Raw genomic sequence first — 20,262 nt, forward strand, 5'->3', positions numbered from 1 at the left:
ATGCGCCGCTGGGCCTATGCCCTCTATCCCCTGCACTTCCCACTGATCATCGCTGGCACCTCGCTGGGCTCCAAGGCGCTGATCGAAGCAGCGGCCAACATTGCCAAGGCCTTGAAGCTGCGCGAGAAGAACGGTTCCATCAGCCTGATCGTGCCAGAAGCCAACAGCCTCGGCCTGGCCATGCTCGGTGGCGAGTCCGTCGACAGCGCCCTGCAAGCCGTGATCGACGGCAAAGCCGACGCCCTTGTAGTGCTGGAAAACGACCTGTACACCCGCACGGATTCGGCCAAGGTCGACGCCGCGCTGAACGCCGCCAAAGTGCTGATCGTTGCCGATCACCAGAAGACCGCCACCAGCGAGCGTGCCGACCTGGTATTGCCGGCCGCGACCTTCGCTGAAGGCGACGGCACCCTCGTCAGCCAGGAAGGCCGCGCCCAGCGCTTCTTCCAGGTGTTCGATCCGAAGTACATGGACGCCAGCATCCTGGTTCACGAAGGCTGGCGCTGGCTGCATGCCCTGCGTTCGACCCTGCTGAATCAGCCGATCGACTGGACCCAGCTCGACCACGTCACCGCAGCCGTCGCTGCGAGCGCCCCGCAACTGGCGCGCATCGTTGACGCCGCACCGTCCGCCGCGTTCCGCATCAAGGGCATGAAACTCGCCCGTGAGCCGCTGCGTTACTCCGGTCGTACCGCCATGCGCGCTGACATCAGCGTGCATGAACCGCGTACTCCGCAAGACAACGACACCGCGTTCGCCTTCTCCATGGAAGGTTACTCGGGTTCGGTCGAGCCACGTCAGCAGGTGCCATTTGCCTGGTCGCCGGGCTGGAACTCGCCGCAGGCCTGGAACAAGTTCCAGGACGAAGTCGGTGGTCATATCCGCGCTGGCGACCCGGGCACCCGCCTGATCGAAACCCAGGGCGACGCGTTGAACTGGTTCGCCGCCGTACCGCGTCCGTTCAACCCAGCCCAGGGCACCTGGCAGGTTGTACCGTTCTTCCACCTGTTCGGCAGCGACGAGACCTCGTCCAAAGCCGCACCGGTTCAAGAGCGCATCCCGGAAGCCTACGTGTCCGTGGCCAAGTCCGAAGCCGACCGCCTGGGCGTCAACGACGGTGCCCTGCTCAGCTTGACCGTGGCCGGTCAGACCCTGCGTCTGCCGCTGCGCATCAACGACGAGTTAGGCGCCGGCCTGGTTGCACTGCCAAAAGGCATCGCCGGTATTCCACCGTCGATCTTTGGCCAAACCGTTGACGGTCTGCAGGAGGCAGCGCAATGACCTGGTTCACCCCTGAAGTCATCGACGTGATCATTGCGGTCGTCAAGGCCATCGTGATCCTGTTGGCCGTGGTCGTGGCGGGCGCTTTGCTCAGCTTCGTCGAACGTCGCCTGCTGGGCTGGTGGCAGGACCGTTACGGTCCGAACCGCGTTGGCCCGTTCGGCATGTTCCAGATCGCTGCCGACATGCTGAAAATGTTCTTCAAGGAAGACTGGACGCCACCGTTTGCCGACAAGGTGATCTTCACCCTGGCACCGGTCGTGGCCATGAGCGCCTTGCTGATCGCCTTCTCGATCATCCCGATCACCCCGACCTGGGGCGTGGCGGACCTGAACATCGGCTTGCTGTTCTTCTTCGCCATGGCCGGCTTGTCGGTCTACGCGGTACTGTTCGCCGGTTGGGCCAGTAACAACAAGTTCGCCCTGCTGGGCAGCTTGCGGGCCTCGGCCCAGACCGTGTCCTACGAAGTGTTCATGGGCCTCGCGCTGATGGGCATCGTGGTGCAGGTCGGCTCGTTCAACATGCGCGACATCGTCGAGTACCAGGCGCAGAACCTGTGGTTCATCATTCCGCAGTTCTTTGGCTTCTGTACGTTCTTCATCGCTGGCGTCGCCGTGACTCACCGTCACCCGTTCGACCAGCCGGAAGCGGAACAGGAACTGGCCGACGGTTACCACATTGAATATGCCGGCATGAAGTGGGGCATGTTCTTCGTCGGTGAGTACATCGGCATCATCTTGATCTCGGCCCTGCTGGTCACGCTGTTCTTCGGCGGCTGGCACGGTCCGTTCGGCATCCTGCCGCAGCTGGCGTTCTTCTGGTTTTTCCTGAAGACCGCGTTCTTCATCATGCTGTTTATCCTGCTGCGCGCTTCCATTCCGCGTCCACGGTATGACCAGGTGATGGATTTCAGCTGGCGCTTCTGCCTGCCGCTGACCCTGATCAATTTGCTGGTGACTGCTGCCGTTGTGTTGTTGAACACGCCAGCGGGCGCGGTTCAGTGAGGATTTGACCCATGTTCAAATATATTGGCGACATCGTTAAGGGTACCGGTACCCAGTTACGAAGCCTGGTGATGGTGTTCGGTCACGGCTTTCGCAAACGCGACACCCTGCAATACCCGGAAGAAGCGGTGTACCTGCCGCCGCGCTATCGCGGCCGCATCGTACTGACCCGCGACCCCGATGGCGAAGAGCGTTGCGTAGCCTGCAACCTGTGCGCCGTGGCATGCCCGGTGGGTTGCATCTCCCTGCAGAAAGCTGAAACCGAAGACGGTCGCTGGTACCCGGACTTCTTCCGCATCAACTTCTCGCGCTGCATTTTCTGCGGCCTCTGCGAGGAAGCTTGCCCGACCACCGCGATCCAGCTCACACCGGATTTCGAGATGGCCGAGTTCAAACGTCAGGACCTGGTGTACGAGAAAGAAGATCTGCTGATCTCTGGTCCCGGTAAAAACCCTGATTACAACTTCTATCGTGTTGCAGGTATGGCCGTTGCCGGTAAGCCGAAAGGCGCCGCACAAAACGAAGCCGAGCCGATCAACGTGAAGAGCTTGCTGCCTTAAGGAAGAAAGATGGAATTCGCTTTCTATTTCGCATCGGGTATTGCAGTGGTGTCCACGCTTCGCGTGGTCACTAACACCAACCCCGTGCACGCCCTGCTCTACCTGATCATTTCGCTGATCGCCGTGGCCATGACCTTTTTCAGCCTCGGCGCACCGTTCGCCGGTGTACTGGAAGTGATCGCCTACGCTGGCGCCATCATGGTGCTGTTCGTGTTTGTGGTGATGATGCTCAACCTCGGGCCGGCCTCGGTCGCCCAGGAACGCGTCTGGCTCAAGCCCGGCATCTGGCTCGGCCCGGTGATCCTCGCCGCGCTGCTGCTGGCTGAACTGTTGTATGTACTGTTCGCTCACCAGAGCGGCCAGGCCATCGGCCACACCACCGTTGACGCGAAGGCCGTGGGCGTCAGCCTGTTCGGCCCGTACCTGCTGGTGGTCGAACTGGCTTCGATGCTGCTGCTCGCCGCGGCCATCACCGCCTTCCACTTGGGCCGTAACGAAGCCAAGGAGCAATGACGATGCCTGCTATCCCTTTGGAGCATGGTCTGGCGGTCGCCGGCATCCTGTTCTGCCTTGGCCTGGTCGGCCTGATGGTTCGCCGTAACATTTTGTTCGTGTTGATGAGCCTGGAAGTCATGATGAACGCTGCGGCACTGGCCTTCATCGTGGCAGGTAGCCGTTGGGGCCAGCCGGATGGACAAATCATGTTCATCCTGGTGATCAGCCTGGCAGCCGCCGAGGCCAGTATCGGCCTGGCGATCCTGCTGCAACTGTATCGTCGCTTCCACACGCTTGATATCGACGCTGCCAGTGAGATGCGCGGATGAACATGATCTTTCTGACTTTCGTATTTCCCCTGATCGGTTTCCTGCTGCTGTCGTTCTCTCGCGGACGCTGGTCGGAAAACCTCTCGGCCCTGATCGGCGTGGGCTCCATCGGCCTGTCGGCGATTGTCACCGCCTACGTCATCTGGCAATTCAACGTCGCACCGCCGGAAGGCGGTCACTACACCCTGGTGTTGTGGCAGTGGATGTCGGTGGAGGGCTTCAAGCCTAACTTTGCCCTCTACATCGACGGCCTGTCGATCACCATGCTTGGCGTGGTGGTGGGTGTCGGCTTCCTGATCCACCTGTTCGCGTCCTGGTACATGCGCGGTGAAGCCGGTTACTCGCGCTTCTTCGCGTACACCAACCTGTTTATCGCCAGCATGCTGTTCCTGGTGCTGGGCGATAACCTGTTGTTCCTGTACTTCGGCTGGGAAGGCGTGGGCCTGTGCTCCTACCTGTTGATCGGTTTCTACTACAGCAACCGCAACAACGGTAACGCAGCACTCAAAGCCTTTATCGTCACCCGGATCGGCGACGTGTTCATGGCCATCGGCCTGTTCATTCTGTTCCAACAGGTGGGCACGCTGAACATCCAGGAATTGCTGGTGCTGGCACCGCAGAAATTCCAGGTCGGCGACTTCTGGATCACCCTGGCGACCCTGATGCTGCTGGGCGGCGCCGTCGGTAAATCCGCACAACTGCCACTGCAAACCTGGCTGGCGGATGCGATGGCTGGCCCGACGCCTGTTTCGGCACTGATCCACGCCGCAACGATGGTGACCGCCGGTGTCTACCTGATCGCCCGTACCCACGGCCTGTTCACCCTGGCGCCGGACGTCCTGCACCTGGTGGGCCTGGTCGGCGGCGTGACCCTGGTACTGGCCGGCTTCGCCGCGCTGGTGCAGACCGACATCAAGCGTATCCTCGCCTACTCGACCATGAGCCAGATCGGCTACATGTTCCTGGCCCTGGGCGTCGGTGCCTGGGACGCGGCGATCTTCCACCTGATGACCCACGCCTTTTTCAAGGCCCTGCTGTTCCTCGCCTCCGGTGCGGTGATCGTTGCCTGCCACCACGAGCAGAACATCTTCAAGATGGGCGGTCTGTGGAAGAAATTGCCACTGGCTTACGCCAGCTTCATCGTCGGTGGTGCCGCACTCTCGGCCCTGCCATTGGTGACCGCCGGCTTCTACTCGAAAGACGAAATCCTCTGGGAAGCCTTTGCCAGCGGTAACCAAGGCCTGCTGTACGCCGGCCTGGTAGGTGCGTTCATGACCTCGCTGTACACCTTCCGCCTGATCTTCATCGCCTTCCACGGTGAAGCCAAGACCGAAGCACACGCAGGCCACGGCATCTCCCATTGGCTGCCGCTGTCGGTGCTGATCATCCTGTCGACCTTCATCGGCGCCTTGATCACTCCGCCACTGGCCGGTGTACTGCCGGAAAGCGTCGGCCATGCCGGCGGCGACGCCAAGCACAGCCTGGAACTCGCCTCAGGTGCCATCGCGGTGGCCGGTATCCTGCTCGCAGCCCTGCTGTTCCTCGGCAAGCGTCGTTTCGTCACCGCCGTCGCCAACAGTGGCATTGGTCGCTTCCTGTCGGCCTGGTGGTTCGCCGCCTGGGGCTTCGATTGGATCTACGACAAACTGTTCGTCAAGCCTTACCTTGCGATCAGCTTTGTGCTGCGCAAAGACCCGCTCGACCAGACCATCGGTTTGATCCCGCGCGCCGCCAAGGCTGGCCACACCGCCCTGAGCCGCAGCGAGACTGGCCAATTGCGTTGGTATGCAGCTTCCATGGCGGCGGGTGCCGTTCTGGTGATCGGCGCCATCGTTGTGGTAGCGGTCTGACCATGTCTAAGTACATTGCGAACTTTGCGAACTTGCGAAAGGAAACGAGCCCGTCATGATTCTGCCCTGGCTAATCCTGATCCCCTTTATCGGCGGCCTGCTCTGCTGGATGGGTGAACGCTTCGGCGCCACCCTCCCCCGCTGGATTGCGTTGCTGACCATGTCCCTGGAACTCGCTCTCGGCCTCTGGCTGTGGGCCCATGGCGACTATTCATTTGCTCCGGCGCCTGGCGCCGATCCGACCTGGGCGCTTGAGTTCAAGCACGTCTGGATCCAGCGCTTCGGCATCAACGTACACCTGGCCCTCGACGGCCTGTCGTTGCTGATGATCCTGCTGACCGGCCTGCTGGGTGTCCTCTCGGTACTTTGCTCCTGGAAAGAGATTCAGCGTCACGTGGGCTTCTTCCACCTGAACCTGATGTGGATCCTGGGCGGCGTGGTCGGCGTGTTCCTCGCCCTCGACCTGTTCATGTTCTTCTTCTTCTGGGAAATGATGCTGGTGCCGATGTACTTCCTCATCGCGCTCTGGGGTCATAGTTCTTCGGACGGCAAGAAAACCCGGATCTACGCGGCGACCAAGTTCTTCATCTTCACCCAGGCTTCCGGCCTGATCATGTTGGTGGCGATCCTGGGTCTGGTATTGGTCAACTTCAACAGCACTGGCGTGATTACCTTCAACTACGCCGACCTGTTGAAAACCAAGATGTCCCTGACCACCGAGTACATCCTGATGCTGGGCTTCTTCATCGCCTTCGCGGTGAAGCTGCCGGTGGTGCCGTTCCACTCCTGGCTGCCGGATGCTCACGCCCAGGCGCCGACCGCCGGTTCCGTGGACCTGGCCGGTATCCTGTTGAAGACGGCGGCCTACGGCCTGCTGCGTTTCGCGCTGCCGTTGTTCCCGAATGCCTCGGCCGAGTTTGCGCCGATCGCCATGACCCTGGGTCTGATCGGGATCTTCTACGGTGCGTTCCTGGCCTTCGCGCAAACCGACATCAAGCGCCTGATTGCCTTCTCGTCCGTTTCCCACATGGGTTTCGTACTGATCGGCATCTACTCCGGCAGCCAACTGGCATTGCAAGGCGCCGTGATCCAGATGTTGGCCCACGGTATTTCGGCCGCCGCGCTGTTTATCCTCAGTGGCCAGTTGTACGAACGCCTGCACACCCGTGACATGCGTGAGATGGGTGGCGTGTGGTCGCGCATCGCCTACCTGCCGGCGATCAGCCTGTTCTTTGCCGCCGCGTCCCTGGGCTTGCCGGGCACCGGTAACTTCATCGGCGAGTTCCTGATCCTGATGGGTACCTTCGTACAAACGCCGTGGATCAGCGCCATCGCCACTTCCGGCCTGGTATTCGGTTCGGTTTACTCGCTGATCATGATCCACCGTGCGTACTTCGGTCCGGCCAAATCCGACACCGTCCTGCACGGGATGGATGCTCGCGAACTGATCATGGTGCTCGGTCTGGCGGTCCTGCTGATCTACATCGGCGTGTACCCACAACCGTTCCTGGACACTTCTGCCGCAACGATGCATGGCGTGCAGCAGTGGTTCGGCACCGCCTTCTCTCAACTCGCTTCGGCCCGGTAAGAGCGCTATGGAATTCACGATCCAACACTTTATCGCGCTTGCGCCGCTGCTGATCACCAGCCTCACCATTGTGGTGGTGATGCTGGCGATCGCCTGGCGTCGCAATCACGCGCAAACCTTCCTGCTGTCCTGCGCGGGTTTGAACCTGGCCTTGCTGTCGATCATCCCGGCACTCAAGGTCGCCCCCCTGGCGGTGACCCCGCTGATGATGATCGATGACTTCGCGCTGCTGTATATCGCGTTGATCCTCGTCGCCACCCTGGCCTGCGTCACCCTCGCCCACGCCTACCTCGGCGAAGGCGGCACCGGCTACCCGGGCAACCGCGAAGAGCTGTACCTGCTGATCCTGCTGGCTGCGGCCGGCGGTATCGTGCTGGTCAGCGCGCAGCACCTGGCCGGCTTGTTCATCGGCCTGGAACTGCTGTCGATCCCGACCTACGGCCTGGTGGCCTACGCCTTCTTCAACAAGCGCTCCCTGGAAGCCGGCATCAAGTACATGGTGCTGTCGGCCGCCGGTTCCGCGTTCCTGTTGTTCGGTATGGCCCTGCTCTACGCCGAAGCCGGCAGCCTGAGCTTCACCGGTATCGGCCACGCCCTGGCGGCCACCAGCATGCCTGCGCCGATCGCCCAACTGGGCCTGGCGATGATGCTGATCGGCCTGGCCTTCAAACTGTCGCTGGTGCCTTTCCACCTGTGGACGCCGGACGTGTACGAAGGCGCTCCGGCGCCGGTGGCTGCGTTCCTGGCCACGGCGACGAAAGTGGCGGTGTTTGCGGTGGTGGTGCGTCTGTTCCAGATCTCCCCGGCGGCCAACACCGGCGTGTTGAGCGACGTACTGAGCGTGATCGCCGTTGCGTCGATCCTGTTCGGTAACCTGCTGGCGCTGACCCAGAACAACCTCAAGCGTCTGCTGGGTTACTCGTCCATCGCCCACTTCGGCTACCTGCTGATCGCCCTGGTGGCGAGCAAAGGCCTGGCCCTGGAAGCGATCGGCGTGTACCTGGTCACCTACGTGATCACCAGCCTCGGCGCCTTCGGGGTAATCACCCTGATGTCCTCGCCTTACAAAGGTCGTGACGCCGACGCCCTGTACGAGTATCGCGGCCTGTTCTGGCGCCGTCCGTACCTGACCGCCGTGTTGACCCTGATGATGCTGTCCCTGGCCGGTATCCCGCTCACTGCGGGCTTTATCGGCAAGTTCTACATCATCGCCACCGGCGTTGAAGCGCATCAATGGTGGCTGGTTGCCTCGCTCATCCTGGGTAGCGCCATCGGCGTGTTCTACTACCTGCGCGTGATGGTCACCCTGTTCCTGATCGAGCCAAACCTGCGCCGTGTGGATGCTGAGCTGCACTGGGAACAGAAAGCCGGCGGCGTGATGCTGCTGGCCATCGCCCTGCTCGCCTTCTTCCTCGGCGTGTACCCACAACCGTTGCTCACGCTGGTGCAGCACGCGGTGCTGGGCGTTTGATCGTTTAGCGGTATGTGGTAAACAAAAACGGCACCTTCGGGTGCCGTTTTTGCATTTCTGGGGCAGAGAACGCGCGCTCTCAATGGCTCTAAAGATCGGCCAACACTAAACCATCGAGCGTTTCGCGAAGTCGCTGATGCACCGGCAGACGAAGGCCAAAGGTGCCGCGCAGCAAATCAAGCAGTTCATCGGCACTCGCTATCGCACGTTTTTCGCTGGGACCTTCCAGGGAGTGCACCGCGTAGTGGCCGTTGTTCAAGGTATGACGCTTACCCGGCGCTAACAGCGCCACTTTCAACTGACCGAGAAACGGCGAACCCGCATGCGTGGAGACATACCAGTTGCCGATTTCATAGTCGATGTCTGCCTGCACCAGCAGGTCGAACACATATAAGCCACGCCACTCCCCGCCGACCTGAGCCCACAAGGTGTAGCTGCCTTGCTTGCAGGTCAGGCGATAGGGTTCGTGGGCCGTCGCCTGGATCGCTTCGCTGTCCAGGCGTAACGGGCGCTGCTCGGCACCATGCCGCCAAAGCCGACATCGCTGATATAGCGCACACCGTCCACCGTCACCAGGCTCAGGCGATGGGTACGCGCGGTGTGTGCGTCAGGCGGCCCGCCCATCACAACCCGTCCGGTGATACCGCGTGCGTCGAAGCCCAGTTCCTGCAGCAGTTCCAGGAACAGTTGATTCAGCTCATAGCAATACCCACCACGGCCATCGAGCAACACTTTTTGCTCGACACTGGGCAGGTCGATCGGCACTGGCAAGTGCAGCAGGGTCGACAGGCTTTCAAAGGCGAACGTACACACATGCCGCAATTGCAGGTCTTGCAAGGTTTGCAGGGTCGGCGGCGGTGGTGCATCGTAGCCCAGGCGTTGCAGGTACAGATGGCTATGGGTCAGGCGGGACATGACGCGATCCTTGGGCGCGTGGCGAAGGCCTCACTATGACGCCCGGCGCAGTAATTTGTCATTTTGAATGAACCTTTTTAAACGCTTTCCTATCCATCTATAACAAGACAGGGAGGCAACATGATTACCGCAAAAATCTACACCATTACCTACCAACTGCACGGTCAACCGAAGTCCTTCGTAGTGCGTGCAGAAGTGATGAATAACGCCGAGGCCTGGCACTGGGCAGCGGTTGATGCCGATATTGCACACGTCAGCCGCATTGGTCGGGTCGGCCATGAACAAGTGAAAAAAACCACCCGGCCCTGGGCCGAGAAGTACGGCATCACCGACGTCAACTGGACACCGCCCAAATAAGCAAAAGCCCAGCTCGATGGCGGGGCTTAGGTTACTTTTTCAAGTCGCCCAAGGGATCGTAGGGCGGCTTTTTTTTCGCCTCATTCTTATCCTCCTTATCCAACGGCGCGATGGCCGGTCCTATCGGATCGACCTGGGGATCTGCCACATCCGGCGAGTCCGGGTCGAAACCCAGTTCGTCCGCGCCGCTTGCGTGTTCGTTGGAAGGCGGACCATCCGAGCGCTTGTTCATCATGGTCTCCTCTTATAGCGGGCGTGCCTTGTCATGGAGGTTTTCCAGGTCGTCCTCGACGCGCTGCACATCGTCTTGTTGCTCACGCTCTTTCGGGTCATTGGGACGCAACGCATCGTTGTCGCGCTCTTCTTCACCGGGGGTGCGATCCGGGTCGGGTGTACCGGGCGGGGGCTGCTTGTAATCGGTCATGATGGTTCACCTCATCAAACGGATGAGGGCCATGCTAGGCAGGCAATGCGTCCCTGGTGTGGCAGAAAGGCAAAACGTGGCGATAGTGGTATTGGTGGATTTGGGTAGGGTTTATCCAGAGGGGGGGGTGGCCTTGAGGGCCAATCGGGGGCAAGTCGAATCGTCGCACCGCCCCTCCCACACTTGACCGAGTTCCAACATGAGAATGCGGTCAACATGTGGGAGGGGCGGTGCGACGATTCGACTTGCCCCCGATAGCGCCCTCAAGGCCACCAGCGCTTTTCAGATCGGCGACATTTCCTGCGCCAACCCAAGAAAAGCAGCAGGCAGGCGAGCGCCTTTTCTTTCCTTGAGGCAGTAGAGGTACTCAAGAATTTGCGGCGCATTCTCGATAGTCAGCACCCGCAACTGCGGATCATGGGGCACTTCCTGACGCGCAATGATGCTGATGCCGATATTGCGCAGCACCGCTTCACGAATCGACTCGCGGCTGCCGATTTCCAGCAGCGGCCCGTAACTCACGCCGGCGCCCTGCAGCATCTGTTCGGTCAGGCGTCGCGTGGTGGAGCCGGCTTCACGCATCAACAACGTATGCCCGGCCAGCGCGGTCAGCGGCACATGATCGAGCGTCGCCAGCGGGTGGTTGCGATGCACCGCCAGCACCAGCGGATCGGTGCCCAGCACACGGCGAATCAGGCGTGGGTCTTCCAGCAACTGCGAGGACGCAGCGACGTCGACGCGGTAATCATCCAGGGCTTCGAGCACCTGTTGGGAGTTGCCGATTTCCACCGACACCTCCACCTGGGGCAGGCGTTCGCGGAAGGCTTTGACCAGGTCGAGGATGTAATACGGCGCCGTCGCGGCAATCCGCAATGCGCCCTGGACTTGACCACTGTTACGCAGGAAAAACTCAATGTCCGCTTCCTGCTGCAACAGCGTCTTGACCATCGGCAGCAGGCGCGCGCCTTCGTCACTGACCGTCAAGCGGCGTCCACCGCGATAGAACAACTCGACGCCGTACTGGCTTTCCAGGTTGCGAATCTGCGTGGTGACGGTGGGCTGGCTCAGGCCGAGTTTTTTCGCCGCCTGGGTGATGCTGCCCAGGCGGGCGACCATAAAAAACGCCTTTAACTCGGCACTCAGCACACCACCCTCACATCATCTATTTGCGCAGCAGGCGCAGGCCATTGAACACCACCAGCAGGCTCACGCCCATGTCGGCGAACACCGCCATCCACATGGTGGCCATGCCCAGGAAGGTGACCGCGAGGAAGATCGCCTTGATCACCAGCGCCAGGGCGATGTTCTGCTTGAGGATACTCGAGGTTTGCCGCGACAACCGAATGAAAGCCGGAATCTTGCGCAAATCATCGTCCATCAAGGCCACGTCGGCGGTTTCGATGGCCGTGTCGGTGCCTGCGGCGGCCATGGCAAACCCGATCTCGGCGCGGGCCAACGCCGGGGCGTCGTTGATGCCATCGCCGACCATGCCCACGCGCCGGCCTTGGCCGTAGAGCGCTTCAATGGCTTGCAGTTTATCGGTGGGCAACAGGTCGCCCTGGGCCTGGTCGATACCGACCTGCGCCGCAATCGCCTGGGCGGTGTGGGTGTTGTCGCCGGTGAGCATCAGGGTTTTGATGCCCAGTTCGTGCAACTGCTGGATGGCTTCGCGGCTGCTGTCCTTGACCGTGTCGGCCACGGCGAACAGCGCCAGCGGGCCGGACTTGTCGAGCAGCAGCACCACGGATTTGCCTTGTTTCTCCAGGGCGAAGAGTTTGTCTTCCAGCGCGGGCGAGCACAGGCCGAGTTCTTCCACCAGGCGGTGGTTGCCCAGGTGGTAGGTTTCGCCGTTGATATCACCGCGCACACCACGACCGGTCAGGGCAGTGAAATTATCCACAGCGTGGCGCGGCAGGTTTTTATCCTCAGCCGCGTTGGCGATGGCCAGTGACACCGGATGGTCGGAGCGCCCGGCGAGGCTGGCGGCCAAGGCCGGCGCACTGTCTTCGACATTCGGGAACAGCGCCAGGTAATCGGTTTGCACCGGCTTGCCGTGGGTGATGGTGCCGGTCTTGTCGAGGGCCAGGTAGTCGAGTTTGTAACCGCCCTCCAGGTACACGCCGCCCTTGATCAGGATACCTTTGCGCGCCGCCGCCGCCAGGCCGCTGACGATGGTCACCGGGGTGGAAATCACCAAGGCGCAGGGGCACGCCACTACCAGCAGCACCAAGGCGCGGTAGATCCAGTCGAACCACACACCGGCCATGAACAGCGGCGGGATCAGCGCCACGCCCAGGGCAAACAGGAACACCGCCGGGGTGTAGATCTTCGCGAAGCGGTCGACAAAGCGCTGGGTCGGCGCGCGTGCGCCCTGGGCCTGCTCCACGGCGTGAATGATCCGCGCCAGGGTGGAATTGTTGGCGGCCGCCGTGACGGTGTATTCCAGGGAGCCGGCCTGGTTGATGGTGCCGGCGAAGACTTTATCGCCCACGGTTTTTTCAATCGGCAGGCTTTCACCGGTGATCGGCGCCTGGTCGATGGTGGACTGGCCGGCGGTGACTTCGCCGTCCAGGCCGATGCGCTCGCCGGGGCGAACCCGCACGATAGCGCCCAATTCGACACTTTTCACTTCCCGTTCGACCCAACTACCGTCGGCCTGCTGCACCGTGGCCTGTTCCGGGGTCATCTGCATCAAGCCGCTGATGGCATTGCGCGCACGGTCGAGGGACTTGGCTTCGATCAATTCGGCCACGGTGAACAGGAACATCACCATCGCTGCTTCCGGCCATTGGCCAATCAGGATCGCGCCGGTCACGGCGATGCTCATCAGCGCATTGATGTTCAGGTTGAGGTTTTTCAGGGCGATCCAGCCCTTTTTATAAGTGGTCAGGCCGCCGCTGAGGATCGAAACCAACGCCACCAGGGCAATCACCCAGGTCGGGGCCGCGTTGGTGAAGTGGATCACTTCAGCCGCCAGGGCGCCGACGCCGGACAACGCCAGCGGCCACCAGTGTTTCTTGGCCGGCGGCTCGGCGGCCGGGGTGCCCTCTTCAATCGGATCGGCCTGCATGCCCAGGGACTTGATGGCGTCGATGATCGGCGCAGTGCTCGGCAGGTCATGGGTGACGCCGAGGATGCGGTTGATCAGGTTGAATTCCAGTTGCTGCACACCGGCGAGCTTGCCCAGTTTGTTCTGGATCAGCGTCTGCTCGGTGGGGCAGTCCATGGCTTCGATGCGGAAGGTGCTCAGGCGCGAGCCGGCGGTCGGCGCTTCGCTCAGGTGCACCAACGCCGGGGCTGGCGTGCCGGAGCAGCAGGAACCGGCGTGGCCGTGGTCATGCACCGGCGTCAGTTTTTTCGGCGCATGATCGTGGTCATGCGCATGATCATGCTTGTGTGGGGTGTGCTGGGAGTCGCTCATCGGGTCGCGTCCGTAAAGGTGCCTGTTGCCAAGTAAAGACCCTGTAGCCACTATAGGGTCAAGCACCCTTTTGGAGATTGCTGCAATGAAGATCGGCGAATTGGCCAAACTGACCGACTGCCCGGTGGAAACCATCCGTTATTACGAGAAGGAAGGCCTGCTGCCGCCACCGGCACGCACCGAGGCCAACTACCGCGTGTACACTCAGGCGCACACCGAGCGGCTGGTGTTTATCCGCAACTGCCGCAGCCTGGACATGACCCTGGAAGAAATCCGCAGCCTGCTCGACCTGCGCGACAGCCCGCAGGACCAATGCGAAAACGTCAACGCGTTGATCGATGAGCATATCCACCATGTCAAAGCGCGGATCGATGGGCTGCTGGCCTTGCAGGAGCAGTTGATCGACCTGCGCCAGCGCTGTGGCAGCGGGCCGGAGCTGGATCAGTGCGGGATATTGCAGCGGCTGGAGGTCAGCGGCAGTGTTGCCGCCAGCGAGGCTGAGCCTTCGCATGTGGGCAGAAGCCATGGGCATTAATTCAGTCTGGTAACCGAATCAAACTGTGGGAGGGGCGGTGCGACGATTCGACTTGCCCCCGATAGCGGAGTTTCAGCCACCAAATATTTAGCTGATCCACCGCTATCGGGGGCAAGTCGAATCGTCGCACCGCCCCTCCCACACAAGCCCACACCTTTAGACTGAGGCAGCCTTTAGATGGCGACGTCGGCCTTGATGCTTGGATCCGCGTTGTAACCCACGATCTCGAAGTCTTCGAACTTGTAGTCGTAGATCGACGCGGGCTTACGCTTGATCAGCAATTCCGGCAGTTTTTTCGGCGTGCGCGCCAACTGGGTCTGGATCTGTTCCATGTGGTTGCTGTAGGCGTGGGTATCGCCGGTGGTGACGATGATCTCGTGGGGGATCAGGTCACACTGCTGAGCCAGCATATGGGTCAGCAACGCCAGCGCGGCGGTGTTGTATGGCAGGCCGAGGAACACGTCGGAGCTGCGGATGTACAACTGCATCGACAGATGACCGTCATGCACGAACGCCTGGTACAGCAGGTGGCACGGCGGCAGGGCCTGCTTGCCGTTGCGCGCATTTTCCTGGGGGCTCTTGGTCTCGTCCGGCAGGTACTCGACGTTCCAGCCGTGGAACAGGATGCGGCGGCTGTTGGGGTTGGTCTTCAGCGTCTGGACCATGTAGTCGATCTGATTGATCTTGCCGCCGTCCTTGGTCGGCCAGGCGGTCCACTGCTCGCCGTACACCGGGCCCAGATCACCGTCTTCGGTGGCCCACTCGTCCCAGATGCGCACGCCGTTCTCGTTCAGCCACTTGATGTTGGTGTTGCCGCTCAACATCCAGATCAATTCGTTGGCGATGCTTTTGAAGTGAAGCTTCTTGGTGGTCAGCAGCGGGAAGCCGTCGGCCAAGTTATGCCGATACTGACGGGCAAACACGGCCTTGGTGCCGGTGCCGGTGCGATCGCCCTTGGTCAGTCCATTGGTCACGACGTCGTTCAGTAGTTCGAGATATTGCTTCATGTCATTACCCGTATCGTTGCAGCCGAGACCTTGCAGGCCTCGGCATTCGAATTTAAAGCGCGGTGTTCTTCAACGGTTGCGGACGGTTGTACGCCCACCACAGCAGGCCCAGGCCGGCGACGATCATCGGGATACTGAGGATCTGGCCCATGGTCACCCAACCGAACGCCAGGTAGCCCAGTTGCGCATCCGGTACGCGCACGAACTCGACGACAAAACGGAAGATCCCGTAGAACAACGCGAACATACCCGACACCGCCATGGTCGGCCGCGGTTTGCGCGAGAAGAGGTACAGAATCAGGAACAGTGCCACACCTTCCAGGGCGAACTGGTAGAGCTGCGACGGATGGCGCGGCAATTGCGCCGGGTCGCTGAACGGCGGGAACACCATCGCCCACGGCACGTCGGTCGGCTTGCCCCACAGTTCGGCGTTGATGAAGTTACCGATACGCCCGGCGCCCAGGCCGATTGGCACGAACGGCGCAACGAAGTCCATCAGTTGGAAGAATGACTTGCCGTTGCGGCGGCCAAACCACCAGGCGGCAATCATTACGCCGACAAAGCCACCGTGGAAGGCCATGCCGCCCTTCCATACCTCGAAGATCAGCGTCGGGTTGGCGATGTAGGCGGACAGGTCGTAAAACAGCACATACCCCAGGCGCCCACCGACGATGACCCCCATCGACAACCAGAAAATCAGGTCGGAGAGTTTTTCCTTGGTCCACGTCGGGTCAAAACGGTTCAGGCGCCGGGACGCCATAAACCAGGCACCGCCGATGCCGATCAGGTACATCAACCCGTACCAGTGGATTTTCAGCGGACCGATGGCCAGGGCCACCGGGTCGATCTGCGGGTAAGGCAGCATTGCGACTCCTCGTTAAATCATTCGTTATAGCGACCGGACCTTGCCCGGGCGCGATTAAGCCTTCGTTACAGCAAGAAATTCAAACCCACGCAAAACAGCAGCGCGGCAAACAGCCGTTTCAGCAAGCGCGGCGACAAGCGGTGCGCCAGGCGTGCGCCGAAGCGGGCAAATACCATGCTGGTCAGGGCAATGCCCAGCAGCGCCGGCAAATACACGAACCCTAGACTATGAGCGGGCAGCAGCGGGTCATGCCAGCCCAGAATCATGAAACTTAATGCACTGGCCAGCGCAATCGGCAGCCCGCAGGCCGACGAGGTGGCCACCGCTTGCCGCATCGGCACGCTGCGCCAGGTCAAGAACGGTACGGTCAGCGAACCGCCGCCTATCCCGAAAATCGCCGAGGCCCAGCCGATCACCGTGCCGGCCACGGTCAAACCGACCTTACCCGGCACCGTTCGACTGGCCTTGGGCTTGACCTCCAGCGCCAGTTGCACAGAGATGATCAACGCGAACACGCCGATGATCTTCTGCAAGTGGGGGCCGGAAATCGCCTCGGCGGTCAGCGCGCCAAAGCCGGCGCCGATCAGGATGCCCACGGTCATCCACACAAAGATCGGCCAGCGCACCGCGCCGAGTCGGTGGTGCTCACGCACGGCATTGATCGAGGTAAAGATAATCGTCGCCAGGGACGTACCCACGGCCAGATGGGTCAGCACCTGCGGGTCGAAACCCTGCAAGGTGAAGCTGAACACCAGCACCGGCACGATAATGATCCCGCCGCCCACGCCAAACAGCCCGGCGAGCACGCCGGCACAGGCGCCCAGCAGCAAATACAGCAGAAATTCCATGGGAGCCCCCAAACCAAGTCCGGCATGTTAACGGATGGAAGGCATGCGACCCAACTGGATACGATGGAACGCCTGCGTCAGTGTCGGTAGAGTGGCCAAACACACAAAAGGGGATCGCCTTATGTGCTTGATAGTTTTCGCCTGGCGGCCGGGCCATGCCCAACCGCTGATCGTCGCGGCCAACCGTGATGAGTTCTACGCCCGCCCCAGCCTGCCGCTGGCCCAGTGGCCGGATGCGCCTGCGGTCTACGCCGGCCGCGATCAGGAAGCGGGCGGCACCTGGCTGGGGGTGAATGCCGATGGGCGTTTTGCCGCCCTGACCAATATCCGCGACCCGCACCAGCCGCCGGCACGCAAGTCGCGCGGGGAACTGGTGGCGCGGTTTCTCAGCGGTTCGCTGCCGCTTGAGCAGTATTTGGCGGAGATCAACGGCCGTTCGCTTGAATATGCCGGGTTCAACCTGCTGGTGGGCACACGGGAGGAGCTGTGGCACTACAACGCCCGCGACAGCGTGCCTACGCAACTGCCCGCCGGTGTGTATGGCCTGTCCAATGCTGGGCTGGATACGCCGTGGCCGAAGCTGGTGAAGGCCAAGACGGCGTTGAGCGCGGTGCTGGAGAACCCGCAGCCGGAGGCGTTACTGGAGATTTTGAGCGACCCGCAGACCGCACCGTTTGCCGAGTTGCCGGATACCGGCGTGGGCCTGGCGACCGAGAGTTTGCTATCAAGCGTATTTATCGCCAGCCCCAGCTACGGGACGCGGGCGAGTACGGCGCTGATTGTGAATGCGGACGGCACGCGACAGATGGTCGAGCGCAGTTTTGGGCCGCATGGTGGGCGGCTCGGCGAAGTTGAGCTCACTCTCTAGGCCCACCACAAAACCAATGTGGGAGGGGCGGTGCGACGATTCGACTTGCCCCCGATAGCGGTGTGTCAGTACCAGATATTCTGACTGATACACCGCCATCGGGGGCAAGCCCCCTCCCACATTTTTTGATCGGCGCCAGGCTTTAGAGGGTTTTGGCAGAGGCCGGATTGATCATCCGCGTCAACCCCAGGTTCTTCAGCGCCAGTTGCAGCGAGCTGTGGATAACTTGCGGGTTGTCGATGGTCATCAACTCGGCCAGCAGTTCCTTGGCCATGCTCAGGTTGACCTGGCGCAGCAGCCACTTCACCTTCGGCAAGTTGGTGGCGTTCATCGACAAGCTGTCAAAGCCCATCGCCATCAGCAGCACCGCCGCCGCCGGGTCGCCGGCCATTTCACCGCAGATGCTCACCGGCTTGCCTTCGGCATGGGCGTCGCGCACCACATGTTGCAGCGCTTGCAGCACCGCCGGGTGCAGGTAGTCGTAGAGGTCGGCCACCCGTGGGTTGTTGCGGTCAACGGCCAGCAGGTATTGGGTCAGGTCGTTGGAGCCCACCGACAGGAAGTCCACCTGCCGCGCCAGTTCCTTGGCCTGGTACACCGCCGCCGGGATTTCGATCATCACGCCGATCGGCGGCATCGGAACGTCGGCGCCTTCGTCGCGCACTTCGCCCCAGGCGCGGTGGATCAGGTGCAGGGCTTCTTCCAGCTCATGGGTGCCGGAGATCATCGGCAGCAGGATGCGCAGGTTGTTCAGGCCTTCGCTGGCCTTGAGCATGGCGCGGGTTTGTACGAGGAAAATTTCCGGGTGGTCGAGGGTCACGCGAATGCCGCGCCAGCCGAGGAAGGGGTTGTCTTCCTTGATCGGGAAATACGACAGTGACTTATCGCCGCCAATGTCCAGGCTGCGCATCGTCACCGGCAACGGGTGGAAGGCGGACAGTTGCTCGCGATAAATCGCCAGTTGCTCCTTCTCACTCGGAAAACGCTGGTTGATCATGAACGGCACTTCGGTGCGGTACAGCCCGACCCCTTCGGCGCCGCGTTGTTGCGCGCGGGCCACATCGGCGAGCAGGCCGGTGTTGACCAGCAGTGGCACGCGATGCCCGTCGAGGGTCACGCAGGGTAGTTCGCGCAGGGCGTCGAGGCCCTGGGACAGCTGGCGTTCTTCTTCCACCACCTCGGCGTATTGCTTGCGCAGAATCTCACTGGGGTTGGTGAACACCTCACCACGGTTGCCGTCGACGATCATGGCGATGCCGTCGACCTTGGAGTACGGCAGGTCCACCAGGCCCATCACCGTCGGAATACCCATGGCCCGGGCCAGGATCGCGACGTGGGAGTTGCCCGAACCGAGTACCGAGATCAGGCCCACCAGTTTGCCTTCCGGCACTTCGCCGAGCATGGTGGCGGTCAGTTCTTCACTGATCAGGATGGTGTTGTCGGGGTAGACCAGGTTGGTGGAGCGGTCTTCCTGCAAGTACGCGAGCAGACGGCGACCGAGGTCGCGCACATCCGAGGCCCGCTCACGCAGGTAGGCGTCGTCCATCAATTCGAAACGGTTGACGTGATCGGAGACCACCTGGCGCAGCGCGCCCTGGGCCCACTGGCCGGTCTTGATCACGGTCTTGACTTCGTTACCCAGCGACGCGTCATCCAGCATCATCTGGTACACCTCGAACAGCGCTCGCTCTTCGGGGCGCAGTTGGGTGGCGAGCTTGTTCGACAGGTTGCGCATGTCGGCGCGCACGCCTTCCAGGGCCGTCTTGAACAGTTTGATTTCGGCGTCGATGTCGCTGACCGTCTTGTCCGGCACCACATCGAGGTCGGCCGGCGGCAACATGACCACGGCCGTACCGACGGCAGCACCCGGCGAACCCGGTACGCCGACGAACTTGGCTTCCTGGATGCCCTTGCCCTGGCGCCCCAGGCCGCGAATCGAGCCGGTGGCTTCAGCGTGGGCGATAACCCCGGCCAACTGCGCGCTCATGGTCACGAGGAAGGCTTCTTCACCTTCGTCGAACTGGCGGCGTTCTTTCTGTTGGATGACCAACACGCCGACAACGCGGCGGTGGTGAATGATCGGTGCGCCGAGGAACGAGGCGTAGCGCTCTTCGCCGGTTTCGGCAAAGTAGCGATAACGCGGGTGATCAGCCGCGTGTTCAAGGTTCAGGGGTTCTTCACGCGTCCCTACCAAGCCCACCAGACCTTCATTGGGCGCCATGCTGACCTTGCCGATGGAGCGCTTGTTCAAGCCCTCGGTCGCCATCAGCACAAAACGGTTGGTCTCGGGGTCCAGCAGGTAAACCGAGCAGACCTGGCTGCCCATGGCTTCCTTGACGCGCAACACAATAATCCCCAACGCCGCCTTGAGATCCTTGGCGGAGTTAACTTCCTGGACGATCTTGCGCAGCGTATTGAGCATGGCTCGGGGTCGAACTCCGTCG

Annotated in this window: 19 protein-coding genes and 1 pseudogene; 11 read left to right on the forward strand and 9 right to left on the reverse strand. The window is 61.5% G+C overall.

Annotation, left to right across the window (positions count from 1 at the left end; genetic code table 11):
- From L9Z73_RS04610 to nuoN, 8 genes are all read left to right on the forward strand, one after another.
- Window positions 1-1,281: molybdopterin-dependent oxidoreductase (locus tag L9Z73_RS04610; protein WP_247396828.1), on the forward strand; the 1,281-nt coding region annotated here is incomplete at its 5' end.
- Window positions 1,278-2,285: an NADH-quinone oxidoreductase subunit NuoH gene (gene nuoH / locus L9Z73_RS04615; protein WP_247396829.1), complete on the forward strand. Its 1,008-nt coding sequence runs from the start codon at window positions 1,278-1,280 to the stop codon at window positions 2,283-2,285. The genes L9Z73_RS04610 and nuoH, both read left to right, overlap by 4 nt.
- Window positions 2,286-2,296: 11 nt before the next feature.
- Window positions 2,297-2,845 carry an NADH-quinone oxidoreductase subunit NuoI gene (gene nuoI / locus L9Z73_RS04620; protein ID WP_003174725.1) on the forward strand — a complete coding sequence of 183 codons (549 nt, stop codon included), beginning with the start codon at window positions 2,297-2,299 and terminating at the stop codon, window positions 2,843-2,845.
- Between the two features lie 9 nt (window positions 2,846-2,854).
- On the forward strand, window positions 2,855-3,358 hold the full coding sequence (gene nuoJ / locus L9Z73_RS04625; RefSeq protein WP_247396832.1) for an NADH-quinone oxidoreductase subunit J: 504 nt from the start codon (window positions 2,855-2,857) through the stop codon (window positions 3,356-3,358).
- A 2-nt stretch (window positions 3,359-3,360) separates the two neighbouring features.
- Window positions 3,361-3,669: an NADH-quinone oxidoreductase subunit NuoK gene (nuoK, locus tag L9Z73_RS04630; protein WP_247396836.1), complete on the forward strand. Its 309-nt coding sequence runs from the start codon at window positions 3,361-3,363 to the stop codon at window positions 3,667-3,669.
- Window positions 3,666-5,519, forward strand: coding sequence for an NADH-quinone oxidoreductase subunit L (gene nuoL / locus L9Z73_RS04635; protein WP_247396839.1), 1,854 nt, complete (start codon window positions 3,666-3,668; stop codon window positions 5,517-5,519). Before nuoK ends, nuoL begins: the two co-directional genes overlap by 4 nt.
- Before the next feature lie 55 nt (window positions 5,520-5,574).
- The gene (gene nuoM, locus L9Z73_RS04640) at window positions 5,575-7,107 is read left to right on the forward strand and encodes an NADH-quinone oxidoreductase subunit M (RefSeq protein ID WP_247396842.1); all 1,533 of its coding nucleotides are present in this window, start codon (window positions 5,575-5,577) and stop codon (window positions 7,105-7,107) included.
- A gap of 7 nt (window positions 7,108-7,114) precedes the next feature.
- Window positions 7,115-8,578, forward strand: coding sequence for an NADH-quinone oxidoreductase subunit NuoN (gene nuoN / locus L9Z73_RS04645; protein ID WP_247396845.1), 1,464 nt, complete (start codon window positions 7,115-7,117; stop codon window positions 8,576-8,578).
- Window positions 8,579-8,666: 88 nt separating this feature from the next.
- Here the strand turns inward: nuoN and L9Z73_RS04650 are convergent.
- Window positions 8,667-9,493, reverse strand: a pseudogene (locus L9Z73_RS04650) (arylamine N-acetyltransferase family protein).
- 120 nt (window positions 9,494-9,613) lie between these two features.
- On the opposite strand from L9Z73_RS04650, the gene L9Z73_RS04655 reads away from it, so the two are divergent.
- Window positions 9,614-9,850, forward strand: coding sequence for a DUF6555 family protein (locus L9Z73_RS04655; protein ID WP_247396850.1), 237 nt, complete (start codon window positions 9,614-9,616; stop codon window positions 9,848-9,850).
- A 31-nt stretch (window positions 9,851-9,881) separates the two neighbouring features.
- Here L9Z73_RS04655 and L9Z73_RS04660 read toward each other — a convergent pair whose 3' ends face one another.
- The 4 genes from L9Z73_RS04660 to L9Z73_RS04675 form a co-directional block, all read right to left on the reverse strand.
- The gene (locus L9Z73_RS04660) at window positions 9,882-10,082 is read right to left on the reverse strand and encodes a DUF6021 family protein (protein ID WP_247396852.1); all 201 of its coding nucleotides are present in this window, start codon (window positions 10,080-10,082) and stop codon (window positions 9,882-9,884) included.
- 12 nt (window positions 10,083-10,094) lie between these two features.
- Window positions 10,095-10,274: a hypothetical protein gene (locus tag L9Z73_RS04665; RefSeq protein ID WP_247396853.1), complete on the reverse strand. Its 180-nt coding sequence runs from the start codon at window positions 10,272-10,274 to the stop codon at window positions 10,095-10,097.
- A 282-nt stretch (window positions 10,275-10,556) separates the two neighbouring features.
- Window positions 10,557-11,420: a LysR family transcriptional regulator gene (locus tag L9Z73_RS04670; protein WP_247396855.1), complete on the reverse strand. Its 864-nt coding sequence runs from the start codon at window positions 11,418-11,420 to the stop codon at window positions 10,557-10,559.
- 16 nt (window positions 11,421-11,436) lie between these two features.
- Complete coding sequence (locus L9Z73_RS04675; protein WP_247396857.1) at window positions 11,437-13,695, reverse strand: heavy metal translocating P-type ATPase; 2,259 nt, start codon at window positions 13,693-13,695, stop codon at window positions 11,437-11,439.
- Between the two features lie 85 nt (window positions 13,696-13,780).
- Here L9Z73_RS04675 and cadR point away from each other — a divergent pair, with 85 nt between their 5' ends.
- Complete coding sequence (gene cadR / locus L9Z73_RS04680) at window positions 13,781-14,230, forward strand: Cd(II)/Pb(II)-responsive transcriptional regulator (RefSeq protein WP_247396859.1); 450 nt, start codon at window positions 13,781-13,783, stop codon at window positions 14,228-14,230.
- Between the two features lie 173 nt (window positions 14,231-14,403).
- Here cadR and L9Z73_RS04685 read toward each other — a convergent pair whose 3' ends face one another.
- The 3 genes from L9Z73_RS04685 to L9Z73_RS04695 form a co-directional block, all read right to left on the reverse strand.
- Window positions 14,404-15,237, reverse strand: a complete 834-nt coding sequence (locus L9Z73_RS04685) for a thymidylate synthase (RefSeq protein ID WP_247396861.1) — start codon at window positions 15,235-15,237, stop codon at window positions 14,404-14,406.
- A 52-nt stretch (window positions 15,238-15,289) separates the two neighbouring features.
- On the reverse strand, window positions 15,290-16,102 hold the full coding sequence (gene lgt / locus L9Z73_RS04690) for a prolipoprotein diacylglyceryl transferase (RefSeq protein WP_247396863.1): 813 nt from the start codon (window positions 16,100-16,102) through the stop codon (window positions 15,290-15,292).
- A 65-nt stretch (window positions 16,103-16,167) separates the two neighbouring features.
- Window positions 16,168-16,950 carry a sulfite exporter TauE/SafE family protein gene (locus L9Z73_RS04695; protein ID WP_247396865.1) on the reverse strand — a complete coding sequence of 261 codons (783 nt, stop codon included), beginning with the start codon at window positions 16,948-16,950 and terminating at the stop codon, window positions 16,168-16,170.
- A 121-nt stretch (window positions 16,951-17,071) separates the two neighbouring features.
- On the opposite strand from L9Z73_RS04695, the gene L9Z73_RS04700 reads away from it, so the two are divergent.
- On the forward strand, window positions 17,072-17,818 hold the full coding sequence (locus tag L9Z73_RS04700) for an NRDE family protein (RefSeq protein ID WP_247396868.1): 747 nt from the start codon (window positions 17,072-17,074) through the stop codon (window positions 17,816-17,818).
- Between the two features lie 142 nt (window positions 17,819-17,960).
- Here L9Z73_RS04700 and ptsP read toward each other — a convergent pair whose 3' ends face one another.
- On the reverse strand, window positions 17,961-20,240 hold the full coding sequence (gene ptsP / locus L9Z73_RS04705; protein ID WP_247396870.1) for a phosphoenolpyruvate--protein phosphotransferase: 2,280 nt from the start codon (window positions 20,238-20,240) through the stop codon (window positions 17,961-17,963).
- Window positions 20,241-20,262 lie beyond the last annotated feature (22 nt).

The organism is Pseudomonas emilianonis (assembly GCF_023072625.1).
In the GTDB taxonomy this organism is placed as follows: Bacteria; Pseudomonadota; Gammaproteobacteria; order Pseudomonadales; family Pseudomonadaceae; genus Aquipseudomonas; species Aquipseudomonas paraveronii.

Excerpts from the sequence above, each read along its gene's own strand:
- nuoH (WP_247396829.1), top strand. The coding sequence starts at position 1,278 with ATGACCTGGTTCACCCCTGAAGTCATCGACGTGATCATTGCGGTCGTC.
- nuoI (WP_003174725.1), top strand. The coding sequence starts at position 2,297 with ATGTTCAAATATATTGGCGACATCGTTAAGGGTACCGGTACCCAGTTA.
- nuoJ (WP_247396832.1), top strand. The coding sequence starts at position 2,855 with ATGGAATTCGCTTTCTATTTCGCATCGGGTATTGCAGTGGTGTCCACG.
- nuoK (WP_247396836.1), top strand. The coding sequence starts at position 3,361 with ATGCCTGCTATCCCTTTGGAGCATGGTCTGGCGGTCGCCGGCATCCTG.
- nuoL (WP_247396839.1), top strand. The coding sequence starts at position 3,666 with ATGAACATGATCTTTCTGACTTTCGTATTTCCCCTGATCGGTTTCCTG.
- nuoM (WP_247396842.1), top strand. The coding sequence starts at position 5,575 with ATGATTCTGCCCTGGCTAATCCTGATCCCCTTTATCGGCGGCCTGCTC.
- nuoN (WP_247396845.1), top strand. The coding sequence starts at position 7,115 with ATGGAATTCACGATCCAACACTTTATCGCGCTTGCGCCGCTGCTGATC.
- L9Z73_RS04655 (WP_247396850.1), top strand. The coding sequence starts at position 9,614 with ATGATTACCGCAAAAATCTACACCATTACCTACCAACTGCACGGTCAA.
- L9Z73_RS04660 (WP_247396852.1), bottom strand. The coding sequence starts at position 10,082 with ATGAACAAGCGCTCGGATGGTCCGCCTTCCAACGAACACGCAAGCGGC.
- L9Z73_RS04665 (WP_247396853.1), bottom strand. The coding sequence starts at position 10,274 with ATGACCGATTACAAGCAGCCCCCGCCCGGTACACCCGACCCGGATCGC.
- L9Z73_RS04675 (WP_247396857.1), bottom strand. The coding sequence starts at position 13,695 with ATGAGCGACTCCCAGCACACCCCACACAAGCATGATCATGCGCATGAC.
- cadR (WP_247396859.1), top strand. The coding sequence starts at position 13,781 with ATGAAGATCGGCGAATTGGCCAAACTGACCGACTGCCCGGTGGAAACC.
- L9Z73_RS04685 (WP_247396861.1), bottom strand. The coding sequence starts at position 15,237 with ATGAAGCAATATCTCGAACTACTGAACGACGTCGTGACCAATGGACTG.
- lgt (WP_247396863.1), bottom strand. The coding sequence starts at position 16,102 with ATGCTGCCTTACCCGCAGATCGACCCGGTGGCCCTGGCCATCGGTCCG.
- L9Z73_RS04695 (WP_247396865.1), bottom strand. The coding sequence starts at position 16,950 with ATGGAATTTCTGCTGTATTTGCTGCTGGGCGCCTGTGCCGGCGTGCTC.
- L9Z73_RS04700 (WP_247396868.1), top strand. The coding sequence starts at position 17,072 with ATGTGCTTGATAGTTTTCGCCTGGCGGCCGGGCCATGCCCAACCGCTG.
- ptsP (WP_247396870.1), bottom strand. The coding sequence starts at position 20,240 with ATGCTCAATACGCTGCGCAAGATCGTCCAGGAAGTTAACTCCGCCAAG.